This is a genomic window from Enterococcus sp. AZ063 (genome assembly GCF_051715045.1).
Taxonomy (GTDB): Bacteria; Bacillota; Bacilli; order Lactobacillales; family Enterococcaceae; genus Enterococcus_D; species Enterococcus_D casseliflavus.
Genome location: NZ_JBIOTA010000001.1, coordinates 1,225,442 through 1,238,807, shown reverse-complemented (window position 1 = coordinate 1,238,807; position 13,366 = coordinate 1,225,442). Strand labels below are relative to the sequence as shown.

The 13,366-nt window shown below is 42.7% G+C and carries 9 protein-coding genes; 3 read left to right on the top strand and 6 right to left on the bottom strand.

What is annotated here, in order from left to right; translation table 11 throughout:
- Positions 1–93 precede the first annotated feature (93 nt).
- Both IGK61_RS05725 and IGK61_RS05720 read left to right on the top strand, forming a co-directional pair.
- Positions 94–1,617, top strand: coding sequence for a response regulator transcription factor (locus IGK61_RS05725; protein WP_438844761.1), 1,524 nt, complete (start codon positions 94–96; stop codon positions 1,615–1,617).
- On the top strand, positions 1,614–3,317 hold the full coding sequence (locus IGK61_RS05720; protein ID WP_074535057.1) for a sensor histidine kinase: 1,704 nt from the start codon (positions 1,614–1,616) through the stop codon (positions 3,315–3,317). The genes IGK61_RS05725 and IGK61_RS05720 overlap by 4 nt, the downstream gene beginning before the upstream one ends.
- 109 nt (positions 3,318–3,426) lie before the next feature.
- Here IGK61_RS05720 and yicI read toward each other — a convergent pair whose 3' ends face one another.
- The 4 genes from yicI to IGK61_RS05700 form a co-directional block, all read right to left on the bottom strand.
- On the bottom strand, positions 3,427–5,709 hold the full coding sequence (gene yicI, locus IGK61_RS05715; RefSeq protein WP_074535056.1) for an alpha-xylosidase: 2,283 nt from the start codon (positions 5,707–5,709) through the stop codon (positions 3,427–3,429).
- A gap of 12 nt (positions 5,710–5,721) precedes the next feature.
- Positions 5,722–6,597: a carbohydrate ABC transporter permease gene (locus IGK61_RS05710; RefSeq protein ID WP_008378845.1), complete on the bottom strand. Its 876-nt coding sequence runs from the start codon at positions 6,595–6,597 to the stop codon at positions 5,722–5,724.
- Positions 6,594–7,460 (bottom strand): carbohydrate ABC transporter permease, encoded by an 867-nt coding sequence (locus IGK61_RS05705; protein ID WP_008378847.1) that lies wholly within the window; start codon positions 7,458–7,460, stop codon positions 6,594–6,596. The genes IGK61_RS05710 and IGK61_RS05705 overlap by 4 nt, the downstream gene beginning before the upstream one ends.
- A 71-nt stretch (positions 7,461–7,531) precedes the next feature.
- Positions 7,532–8,806, bottom strand: coding sequence for an ABC transporter substrate-binding protein (locus IGK61_RS05700; RefSeq protein WP_074535055.1), 1,275 nt, complete (start codon positions 8,804–8,806; stop codon positions 7,532–7,534).
- Positions 8,807–8,923: 117 nt separating this feature from the next.
- On the opposite strand from IGK61_RS05700, the gene IGK61_RS05695 reads away from it, so the two are divergent.
- The gene (locus tag IGK61_RS05695) at positions 8,924–9,871 is read left to right on the top strand and encodes an AraC family transcriptional regulator (protein WP_074535054.1); all 948 of its coding nucleotides are present in this window, start codon (positions 8,924–8,926) and stop codon (positions 9,869–9,871) included.
- 81 nt (positions 9,872–9,952) lie between these two features.
- On the opposite strand, the gene IGK61_RS05690 is transcribed toward IGK61_RS05695, so the two are convergent.
- Entirely contained in the window at positions 9,953–11,380 is a 1,428-nt protein-coding gene (locus IGK61_RS05690) for a 6-phospho-beta-glucosidase (RefSeq protein ID WP_074535053.1), read from the bottom strand.
- 16 nt (positions 11,381–11,396) lie between these two features.
- Positions 11,397–13,268 (bottom strand): beta-glucoside-specific PTS transporter subunit IIABC, encoded by a 1,872-nt coding sequence (locus IGK61_RS05685; protein WP_218212784.1) that lies wholly within the window; start codon positions 13,266–13,268, stop codon positions 11,397–11,399.
- Positions 13,269–13,366: the final 98 nt, after the last annotated feature.

Sequence of the window (13,366 nt, the reverse complement as noted above, 5' to 3'; positions counted from 1 at the left end):
AGCTTACTAAATTTGTCCAAAAATAGAAAAAAGTTACAATACCTTTCTTTTTTGAAAGCGTTTATAATAAAGAAGAGATATAGGGGGGATACCATGACGATTTTACGCACGGTCTTAGTCGTTGATGATGAGGCAACGATCCGAGATGGGTTGAAACATATGATACGTTGGGAGCAAGAAGGGTTCCGTCTCTTAGGCGATGCAGCGAACGGGCAAGAAGCATTGGCGCTGATCCATGAACTGAATCCCGACATCGTGATCACAGATTTGAAAATGCCACAAATGGATGGTCTTCAACTCACAACGATCATTCAACAACAATATCCTGAAGTCCATTTTTTGGTCTTGAGCAGCTACGATGATTTCCAATACGTCAGTCAGTCTTTTAGAAATGGTGCCGTAGATTATCTTTTAAAACCGACACTGACACCGACACTCTTGTTGAAGACGCTGCACAACATCTCACAAAAGCTGTCACATACGAAAGGCTCCGTGACTGAGGAGACGCAGCTGCAAGAATCGTTGAATCGCTATTTAGCAGGGTATGAAGAACCGTTGGCTCCTTTGGCGGACTACCTTGCATTAGATCAGTCGCAACAGCAAGCCCAAATTTTGACCACCAATTTTAGCGGCTTTCGTGCCAATGATCAGCTGCTACATGCATTGACGGAATTTACTCAATCACAACCGCAGGTAAAGACGCTCTTTTTTCAAACCAGTAACAAAGATGCCGGCTTAGTGATCAGTTATCCAGAAGGAACGAATTTTTATTCTTCTTTGAAAGAAACGTTGGAACAATTGCGTTTTACCGAGCCAGACGCCTTCTTTACTCTCAGTGTGCCCTTTCAAAAGATTGAACAGTTGCGGGACCATTTTGTGACCCTTAAAGCCAAAAGCCAAGGACAATCGTTTTTTTATAAACGACAACGGTTGGTGCCAGAACAAGAACTCTTTTTGTACATCGAAAGTGATCGCTTTGATACGAAGAAGTTCTTGCGGGCTTTGTTAGACAACAACTTTTTGTTAGGAATCACCAGAATCGAGGAATATTTTAATGACATGATTTTATCCAATGTCGATCCGACATTCTTAAAACAACAGGCCAGCAGTATTTTTTACACGTTACTGTCCCGCTTGGAAGAAGAATTTCCCACTGCTCCACGCTTTAGCCGCTTAAAAGTCGAATTTTTGCATGCCATCGGTCACGTGCAGTATTTGGAAGATTTTTCTGATTTGTTGTTGGCGACCATTGATGATATTCGTCAACAGTTGACGACCTTATCACCGCTGGATGAAGATGATCTACTCGTTGCGATTCAGCGCTTTATTCAAGACAACTACACCAAAAGTCTGTCTTTGTCTGAACTAGCTGAAACCTTTCATTTTAGTTACACCTATCTTTCGGCTTTTCTTTCTGCGAAACTGAAAATGAGCTTTTCTGAGTATGTAAAGAAAACCCGCTTGGATAAAGCCAAAGAACTACTGACACAATCTGATCTGAATCTATCTGAAATCAGTGAAGCGGTCGGGTATTCGGATATCAGCTATTTCTCTCGCATCTTTAAGAAAGAATGTCAGGTCACCCCATCGAAGTATCGGCGGTTGAATCAATTATGAAAATCAACCAATGGATTCAGAAAAATGAATTATTCAGTCGGATCTTCCTCTTTGTTGTCGTCGGGGTCATTAGTGTTTGTCTGCTAACTGTCGTCGTGATCTATGGTCGCTCGAAAGATGCCTATGTTGCTTCGTACCAGAGTTCCAATCAGCTGCTACTGGAAAAAATCCAAGAAGATTATGAGCGTCTGAACGAGAATATCCATCGAATTTTTGATATCGTCGATGAAAGCAAAGCCGTTGAAACTTACTTAGAAGGCGACATGAATCAAGGCCGTACGATTTTAGAATTAAACGAGCAATTAAAAGACACTCGCTCTTTGTTTCAAGACATCCCCTCGAATTTAGTGTTGATTGGGGTCAACGGGGGCACTTTCTTTCAAAACGATGCGGTTCGCAATCAATCAGTAGATGATTTTCTCGCCAGTGCCTTTATCCAGCAGATCAATAACAATGACGCCATCAGTCAATATTATTTCTTGGACCAAGGATTAAGTACCTCCACCAGCGACTCCCCTGGCTTGATGTACGTGCGCAAATTAATGAAAGAAGAAACGATTTTCGGCTATGCCCTGATTTTCTTAAAAGAATCCGATTTTTCTTCGATCTATCGTCAACTCTTAGATACCAGTCTCCACTCGATCTATATCGTCAATGAACAAAATCAAATTCTTTCCACTTCTGATCCGAGCCTTTTAGGCAAGCCGTTTGAAGATCGCCTCGTCACGGTCAAAAGAGATACTAGCATCAATCAGCTGCCCCTTTATTCGTATCATTTTACTTTTTACGATGTTTTGGATGAATCGCATCTAGTACGCAATATGAATCTGATCAAGCCAGCTCTTTTGATTTCTGTCGTCAGTATTTTACTCTTTAGTCTGCTGGCATTTTGGATCATCCGCAACATCACCCAACCGATTTATCAGCTGATCGCCAAGCTGCCTGCGGTCACACAAGGCGATTTCAGCGACAAGGTTACCATCAACGGGACGTACGAAACGCGAGAATTAGGGCGTGCGTATAACTTGATGCTAGAGGACTTGGAATCTTATGTCGACCATTTAATGGTTACAGAAGCCGAAAAACGCAAGTTCGAGATCCGCTCGTTGCAAATGCAGATCCAACCGCATTTTGTCTACAACACATTGACTGCCATCAAGTTTTTGATCTGGCAAAACGAACAAGAAGCCGCCACACAAGCGATTGAAAGCTTTGTCCAATTGTTGCGGCACACCTTTAACCGCAAAGAGATCGTCCCCTTAAAGGATGAGCTAGCGATCGTAGAAGAATACCTCGTGTTAATGAACGTACGTTACGGCAATCGCATCCAATCAACGATTTTTTCAGAAGATGGCTGCGAAGATATTCTCGTACCGAAGATGATTTTGCAACCGATTATCGAAAATGCCTACCTGCATGCCTTTCCCGAAGAGGATTCAGGTTTGATCCAGATTTTTTCTCGCGTCAGTAAGGAAGGTCTGAAAATTGAGATCATCGATACGGGCATCGGGTTCAATGAAGAGCACCCAACCAGCACCGCCAACCATTTTGAACACTATTCGGGTATTGGCTTGGACAATATTGATCAGCGTATCAAGCTGCTCTATGGGGAAAAATACGGATTGACTGTAGAATCACGCATCAACGAAGGAACCACCGTTCGCTTGCTGCTGCCGATCCAGCGGGAGGAACAAAACTGAGCCAAAGAACTGGTTCTGCACTTTGCCGTTAGTTCTTCAATGCTTCGTTCACTACAAAAAACCTACCGTCCTTGATAGATACCCATCAAGAACGGTAGGTTTTGTTTCCTTATTCAAAGACGGTCATTTCTTGTCCGTCAATAGTGATCAAGCTGCCAAAAGGATATCGTTGCGCATTTGCAAAGCTTCGATTGCGAAACAGCACCTGAACCTTTTCCAACCCTTCCATACAAATTCGATAACCGCTTCCTTCTGGTTCAATAGAAATTGTTCCAGCTGGCACGCCCTGCTGATCACAGACTTCAGCAGAAACTGCTTCCGTTATTTCAAAGGCATGAACGATCAGGTTTTTGGTGTAGTCATAGGCGGCGGTCTGTTCAACGCTTCCTTCAATGATCAGTGAATTCGGTCGTACCATCAACGGTAGATTGAAATAGTCATAGCGTTCTTCCCACCATTTTTGGCCTTCATAGCGTTTGTTGTCTAAATAATTTGTCCAAGTTCCAGCTGGCAGATAGAACGGAACCTTTCCTTGCTCATTAAAAATCGGCGCAACTAGTAAGCGATCCCCCAGCATATACTGCTTATCAATGGCATAAACTGTCGGATCCTCTGGAAACTCTAGCATCAATGGACGCATCAGGGGAATGCCCGTTTTTGCAGTGGCTGCTGCTTGACGATAAATATAAGGCATTAGGCGGTTTTTCAATTTTGAAAAAGATTGACTGACTTTTGCTGCTTCTTCGCCAAAATTCCATGGTACCCGATATTCAACATTGCCATGGTAACGACTGTGGGTCGACAATAAACCAAATTGCGTCCAACGTTTATACAAGTCGGGGGTCGCTTGTTCTTCAAACCCGCCGATATCATGGCTCCAAAATCCAAAACCAGATAAGACAAAGGATAAGCCCCCACGCAGAGACTCTGCCATCGAAGAATATTCAGATAAATTGTCGCCTCCCCAATGGACAGGAAATTTTTGGGAACCGACAGAAGCAGAACGGGCAAAAAGAACGGCTTGATTTTCCCGCATTTCCGCCAGCAGTTCAAAGACGGTTTCATTGTATAGATAGGCGTAATAATTGTGCATTTTTTTCGGATCTGATCCGTCATAATAGACGGCATCTTCAGGGATCCGCTCACCGAAATCCGTCTTAAAGGAATCAACACCTAATTCAATCAATTTCTTTAAGCGATCTTTATACCATTGACGAGCCTCTGGGTTGGTAAAATCAATGATCCCTTGTCCAGCTTGCCAAAGATCCCACTGCCAGACTTCACCTGCTTGGTTCTTAATAAAGTACCCTTTCTCTTTGCATTCTTGATATACAGAGGCTTTTTGCCCAATGTAAGGGTTGATCCATAAACTGACTTTTAATCCTTTCTCATGGATTTTCTTTAGTAATCCTTTCGGATCAGGAAACAATTCGTCATTCCATTCAAACCCACACCATTCAAATTCCTTCATCCAGAAACAATCAAAATGAAAGACATCAAAAGGAATATCACGAGCTTGCATTTCATCGATAAAGTGCATCACTGTTTCTTCACTATAATCAGTCGTAAATGAAGTGGATAGCCATAAGCCAAAAGACCATGCTGGCGGTAAGGCGGGTTTTCCTGTCATGTCGGTGTACTTTTCTAGAATGGCTTTCATATCTGGTCCATAGATGATGTAATAGTCCAGACGCTGCCCCTCGACACTGAATTGCGTGCGGGAAACGTTCTCAGAAGCCACTTCAAAGGAAACCGCTTCGGGATGATCAACAAAAATACCGTAGCCTTTATTCGTTAAATAAAACGGAATATTTTTGTATGCCTGCTCGCTACCCGTACCACCGTCTTGATTCCAAATATCAACGGTTTGACCGTTCTTGATAAAAGGAGTGAACCGTTCCCCTAATCCGTAAACAAGTTCATAAGGATCTAGCGAAAGCTGTTCTCGCATATACTGCTTGCCATCATTTCCCGAAATTTTAGCCTGTGCTTTAGGCATGGAAGAAGTCAACAAGCTACCTTCTCCGAAAAAGTCGATTTTAAAAGCCGCTTGTTTAGGGACTTTCGCTTCCAATGATCCAGATTTGAAGATATACATGTCTTCGTTATCGGTATCGATCTTCACGTCTGCCGGTTGAGTATCTAGTGCAAACGACGGGGCCTGCATCGTCTGGTCATGATGCACCAAGCTGACTTTGATCACATCGTTTTGCGGAGTCGAAAACGTGAGTGTGGTTAAACCAAGGTTCAAGGTATCGCCACGCCGCTGAATCTCTTGATAGGGCAGATAAAGGGTCAATTGCTCCTTTTCTACCTTATGATCATAAGCAATTCGGGGATGTTCGAGTTGGACGCCTTCTTTTGCCAGCCAATAGCCATTTGTAAATTTCATCTTCTTTTCCTCCTACTTTACTGCACCATCTGAGATGCCTTTCACTACATGTTTTTGCAAGGCAATAAACAAGAGAATGATTGGCAGAACAACGATCACCAGAGCGGCTAGCGCTAAATGCCATTGCTTGTTAAATTCGCCGAAGAAATAAAACATCCGCAAGGGAATCGTATACATTCCGGCTTTATTAATACTTAATGAAGGCAATAAATAGTCATTCCAAAACCACAATGTATTCAAAACAATCACCGTTACCGTCGTTGGTTTCAACAAAGGCAATATTACTTTCCAATAAATCTGAAAGGTATTCGCCCCATCAATGATCGCTGCTTCATCCAGCGAACGTGGAATGCCTCTTAACGCACCATAATACAAAAAAGTCGACATACTGACAGCCAATCCCAAGTACATTATCATTAGACCCGGCTGATTTAACAAATTCATTCGTCCAAAAAGAGAAATCAGTGGAATCATGATCCCTTGAAAAGGGATCAGCAAGCCGATGGCAACAACAAAATAGAGGACTGAACTTAAGCGGCTGGTATTTCTCGATAAAGCGTATGCTGCCATTGAAGAAACAAAGACCACCAAGATCAAAGAACCGACAGTAATCAACAATGAATTCATTAAACTTCTGATGAAATCCAGTTTTTCTAACGCCTCTTGATAATTCTCAAAGGACAATCCGCCAGGCAGCGACAACGTACTCTGAAAGATCTCTGCTTTTGTTTTAAATGAATTGATCACGATCAAGAAAAACGGATAAAACCATAAGCACGCAAGTAAAAGACCACTTACGATCAGCAGACTGTGCTGCAGCTTTTTTTTCTTCTGCCGTCTACTTTTTGTATTCCCCTTTTTAGTAGAGGAGTGACGAGTCTCGATCATGCGCTGATCTCCTTTCTGCGGGTAATTGAGATTTGAATAATAGAAATAATGACAATGATCACCAGAAATATCATCGCTTTTGACTGAGCAAAGCCCATTTTTCTCATTGAAAAAGCTTCATTGTAAATATTCATGGCTGCCATCTGAGTCGAATTGAACGGTCCGCCCTGTGTCAACGCCAAGTTTTGATCATAGATTTTAAAGGCATTTGACAGCGTCAAAAACAATGTTACGGTAAACGCGGGCATCAGCATGGGTAGTTTGATTCGGAAAAAGACTTGTAGCGGATTGGCGCCGTCCATATCTGCTGCTTCTAAAATTTCTTCTGGAATATTATTTAGAAACGAAATATAGATCAACATCATATACCCGCTCATCTGCCAGACGAACAAGATAACCAAACCCCAAAAACCTGTTTCTGGTGTATTCAACCAGCCATTAAAAAAATTGATCCCAGTCAAATCGGCGATACTCTCGAATGCTTTGTTAAAAATAAATTGCCATATAAATCCTAGTATGATCCCACCAATTAAGTTCGGCATGAAAAAGACGGTCCGAAATAGAGTGGTCCAGCGTCCCAGTTTTTGCGTGACTAAAGTTGCTAACAACAGCGCGATGACATTGATCAAGATCACACTGTAAACAGAAAATTTCGCCGTGAACAACAAGCTGTTAATGAACGCCTGATCTTTAAAAGCGCGCAAGTAGTTTTCCAATCCGATAAAGTCGCTGATCGTATTGCCGTTCCAGTTGGTCAGTGAGTAATATCCCCCTGTAAATAAAGGAATAAACAGAACGACCAATAATGCGACGAATGCCGGTGCTAGCAGCAGCCAAAATGATTTTGAACGATTTGTTAACATACAGCTCCTCCTATGATTTCCTTGATTTTGCCTATCCTGCGCGCATCACTGCAGGATAGGCATCACTTTGGTTATTGACGTTCTTGCGCCCAGCTGCTTTTCAGCTGATCAGTAAACTCATTCCATGAGATTTGATCGGCTGCATAAGCCTGGAACTGAACCCCAAAAATATTTTGTCCGTATCCATCTGGATAAGAGTTATGGACCCAAGGAACCGTTTGGCCATTCGTTAAATACGTATAAATGTCATTGGACAACGGATCAGAAATATCGTCACTGGAGAAGTTCGTATAAGCTGGAATAAACTCAAAATCATCGATGATCGCGGTCATCGCCTCTTCATCGGTATACATCCATGTCAAAAATTGTATGGAGGCATTGATCACTTCTTGTTCCTTATCTTTGTTGACACCCCAATACCAAGCTGGTCCGGCTACGATTTTGCTGCCGTCTCCCACTTGCATTGGGACGATCGCTAATTTTTCTTTTGCAAATGTATCATCCAAGCTGTTTAATGTAGGAACGATCCAATTGCCTTGATGAATGATGGCAACCTTCTCACTGGCAAATAATTCTTCGACTGAAGTGCTGTAATCCATTGATTCCAACGGTTGAGCATTGTATTGGATCGCCAGATCAGCGTAATCTTTCAGTTGTGCCTCATAAGTTAAATGAAGCTCTTTGGCTTCCAGTGTTTCTTTCAAGCTATCATTAAATTCAGGTGCAAAAAAGTTCGAACTGAATTGACTGGAAACCCATGTTTCACCGCCGCTGAAGCCGAATACACCGTCTAATCCTAACTCTTCTTTCTTGCTATCTAACGTTTCTACTGCCTCCTTAAAATCGGCAAATGTTTCAATCGCTTCACTATCGATTCCCGCTTGCTGAAACAGCTCTTTATTGATCAGCCAACCGTAGCCTTCGATATTCATCGGCAAGCCATAGACTGTCTCATTCAGTGTTGCCCCTTCCAACGTTCCCTCAATTGCTTTTTGGGCTAATTCTGTTTCCCCAAGGTCATATAACTTGTGTTCCCATGTTTGCGTATCTGCTAGTCCCCCCAGCATAAAAATGTCCGGTTCATCACCAGATGAAAATTTTGATTGGAGAGCCGCTGTGGCGTCCGTTCCTCCACCTACAGTAGTCATATTGATTTTTATATCCTCATGGCTTTCTTCAAAAGCCGCAACCAATCGATCCATCTGTTCTGCAGTCTCTGTCTTGATGTTAAAAACTTCTAGTGTTACACTACCATCATCTGAGGTACCGCTTCCAGAATTTCCGCAACCAGCAATTCCGATCACACTTAACATAGTAGCAGCCGTCAACAAAATTCTCTTTTTCATCATTGTTCCCTCCTCAATCAATTCGATCACAAATTGATTATATTGATATTTCGGCCCTTCTGTAATCGTTATCTTAACCGAAATACCTTGTAATATTGATGAAAATGGAGGAGACAGATGGTAACCCAACCCTATATTTTTACGCCAAACCCTAGTGAATATGATATTGATACTTCTTTAAAAGAGATCACGGAACATGGTGACAGCTTGTTTCCAGTCAGTGTTTATTTGACAAATCATCCTGCTGATCAAGCAAATATGATTCACACCCATTGGCATCGCGAGCTCGAAATCCTGTATATTTTTCGAGGAAAGATGGAAATAAAGGTCGAAGGTGTTTCTTATATCGCTAAAGAAGGCGAGCTTGTATTTATCCCTGCCAATCAGCTACATGAGGCATTAAATTATCAGCAAACAGCTTGTACCTTCTTTGCTATCGTCTTTGACTCGACCTTTATTGAGAGCCGCGTCTCTGATTTGATCCAGCAGTCCTATCTGGACCCGTTGCTTCATTCCGCGGATCAGCAAGCGATTCATATCACAAGTGATTTCGTTTCTCATATGAACATTCAACAGGCATTGACTCATATTATAGATTTATTTGCATTAAAGGAACCATTGTATGAGCTGGCGATCAAAGCGGAACTCTTTTTATTTATTAAATATCTTTGTCAAAATACCCAATACATTAACCGCAATAAGAAACCTATCGACAGTAAAAGCAAACTCAATACGTACAAATGCAAGAAAATCCTACTTTTTATTGAAGAAAATTATCAACGTCCAGTGGCACTTGAGGAAATCAGTCAATATATTGGCTATAGCAAAGAACATTTCTGCCGTTTTTTTAAAAGAAATTTCCAGATGAGCTTTTTTACCTATCTAAATAAGTTCCGCATCAAAAAAGCGGAGTATCTCTTACTCCATACGGATTTAAAAATCATCGAAATCGCATTGGAAACTGGGTTTGATGATCCGAATTACTTTACGACACTTTTCAAAAGGGAGACCACTTTGACCCCTTCCAACTATCGCAAACGACCGAGCAACACCACGAGTTTATAATTCTGAAAATCAATAAAACAAGGGTATCCCGCTAGTTGAAAAAGCGGAACACCCTTGTTTACTTTTTATAAATGAACTGGCTTAAGCCAAATCTTCCCCATTTGAGGCAATCACTTTTTTGTACCAATAAAAGGATTGCTTTTTGCTGCGGGCTAATGTGCCATTGCCTTCATTGTCGCGATCGACATAGATATAGCCATAGCGTTTCTTCATTTCTCCGGTTCCTGCAGAAACCAAATCGATACAGCCCCATGAAGTATAGCCCAACAGTTCCACACCGTCTTGGTCAATGGCTTCTTTCATCGCAGCGATATGCGCACGTAAATAGTCGATGCGATACACATCATTAATTTTTCCATCTTCGTTTGGTGTATCCACCGCTCCTAGACCATTTTCGACGATGAAAAGCGGTTTTTGGTAACGATCATAAAGATCATTCATTGTGATCCGTAAGCCAAGCGGATCAATCTGCCAGCCCCATTCCGACGCTTCTAAATACGGGTTTTTAATGGTCGGGAACAAGTTGCCTTCCGTTTTCTCAACACCAGAATCTTCTGAAGCTGCGACCCGAGAGGCATAGTAAGAAAAGGAAATAAAATCGACGGTATGGGCTTTTAATAAAGCCGCATCTTCGGCGGTTTGTTCCAAAGTGATTCCTTTTTCCGCTAGCATCTTCAAACCATAATTTGGATATTCTCCTCGCGATTGCACATCGATAAAGAAATAGTTGCCGCGATCGCTTTTTTTGCTTTCCCAGACATCTTTCGGATTGCAGCTGTAAGGATAATAACTAGCCGCTGCCAGCATACAGCCTACTTTGTTTTCTGGATCGATCTCGTGGGCGATTTTCGTTGCCAACGCACTAGCGACTAATTCATGATGAGCAGCTTGGTATTTGATTTGTTCTTCATTTTCGCCTTCAGCAAAGGTCAGCCCTGCACCGAGAAACGGGGCATGCAAGATCATATTGATTTCATTAAAGGTCAGCCAGTACTTCACCAATCCTTTGTAGCGAGTGAAGATCGCCCGACAAAGATTTTCATAAAAGGTGATCATCTTACGGTTGCGCCAACCGCCATATTCTTTGATCAAATGGATCGGACAGTCAAAATGCGTGATCGTCACCAAGGGTTCGATTTGGTATTTACGGCACTCCAAAAACAGTTCTTCATAAAAGCGCAAGCCTTCTTCATTAGGGGTTTCTTCGTCGCCCTTCGGAAAAATTCTTGACCAAGCAATCGATAAACGATAGGTTTTAAAGCCCATCTCCGCAAATAAGGCGATATCTTCTTTGAAATGATGGTACATATCAATCGCTTCTTTTGCTGGATAGAAATACCCTTCTTCAAAGGCAAGCATCTCACGATTGCCGGTAATGACTGCTCGTCGGTCCTTGCCAGTCGGAATCACATCGACATTGGCAAGTCCACGCCCCCCTTGATCAAAACCGCCTTCACATTGATTGGCGGCTGTTGCGCCGCCCCATAAAAAATTTTCTGGAAATCCCATGTCTTATTCTCCTTTTTTAGCCGATCACTTTGATGATTTGATCGCCAAACGTAATCGGACCACTGTTTGCCGTCAAAATGTCGCCCACTTCTGCACTGTTAGTGATAACGATTGGCGTGATCACTGGATAGCCTTTTTCTTTGATAAACTCGATATCAAATGTAATCAATGGATCACCAACTGATACTTTTTGCCCTTTTTCTGCTTGATAGGCATAGCCTTCGCCATTCAATTGCACTGTATCGATCCCGACATGAATCAACAGCTCAATGCCTTCCTCACTGGTCAAGCCAATGGCATGCTTGGAATCAAAGACTGCTGTGACAATCCCGTTGACTGGTGCTAGCACTTCTCCAACGGTTGGCTCGATCGCTACCCCTTGTCCAAGAATTTCTTCTGAAAACATGCCGTCATTGACTGCTTGTAGGCTTTTTAGTTCCCCTTTTAAAGGTGCTTTGATCTCCGCGCCGCTGATTTGATGGGTTGGTTCTTGTTCTTTGTCAGCTGGTGTTGCTTCAGGTGCTTCTTCTGTAACAGGGTCTTTGTATAAGAATAATGTCGCAATAAATGTGACCACGATACTGATTGCCGCACCGATACAGGCATTGGTCAAATGACGTAAGGTGTCATCGCCGATATAGCTTGGCAAAGTCAATAGGCCTGGTGAGCCGCCTGAGAAATTACGGACACGCATGATTCCCATAAACAGACCCCCAAATCCGCCACCGATCATTGCTGCATACAAAGGTGTTTTAAATCGTAAGTTGACCCCATACAACGCTGGTTCAGTGATGCCGAATAGACCTGTCAGACCTGCAGAAAATGCCAATTGTTTGATCGTAGAATCTTTTGATTTGAAACCAACGCCGATAGCTGCAGCTCCCTGACTGACGTTTGAAGCCAGCATGCCAGGATAGATCACTGTATCATAACCTGTGGTCATTCGGTTGTTGATACCGATAGGAACCAATCCATAGTGGGTACCCGTTGCCACGAACAATGGGGTGAAGGCACCGATCAATAACGGAACGATCCATGGGCTGACCGTTTCTAAGGCTTGGATCCCTGCGGAAATCGCTTCACTGATCATATAGCCTAGAGGACCTAAAGCAACTAATGCTACCGTCCCTACGACGAAGATCGTCAGCAACGGTTTGCTAAAGAATTTGATTGCTTTTGGTGAGACCTTATCAGCAATCGGTTCAACGTAAGACATGAACCAGACACTTAAGATGATGGGGATCACCGATGATGAATAGGTCACTGGTGAAATCGGCAAACCGAACAAATGGATGCCGCCACCTGACTCATTGACTGCTGTCACCATACCGATGAAGTTGGGATGCAGTAAAATTCCACCCACCATCATCGCCAGATACATGTTGGCTTTGAACTTTTGCGCAGAAGAAGCAGCCAGTAGAATCGGTAAGAAGTAGAACGCAGCATCTGCCATAAAGTTTAGGATTTGGTAACTTTGACTTTCTGCCGTCAAGACATTGAAGACCACCAACAACGAAAGGACCGCTTTTAACATCCCAGCTGCCGTGATGGCTGGCAAGATCGGGGTGAAGATCCCTGTGATCGTATCGATAATTTTCGCTACACGTCCCCGATCGTCTTCTTCTGTTTCTTGATCACTAGTCAAATTGGTTTGGGCAGTGATTTCGTTGTAGACATTGCCAACATCACTGCCGATGATCACTTGGTACTGTCCGCCCTTGTTGACCACACCCATGATGCCTGGTGTGTGTTTTAAAGTGCTTTCTTGTGGTTTGCTGTCATCTTTCAAGTTGAAGCGCAAGCGGGTCGCACAATGGGTCAAGCTTTGGATATTTTCTTCCCCACCAACATTGGTGATGATCGTTTTTGCTAACTCTTTGTAATTCATGTCGTTCCTCCTATTTTGGTCCTTCGTTTGCTTTTCGTGTGTCAAAACATAAAAAAATACCTAAACGAACCCCTTGGGAGTTCATTTAGGTATAGCCT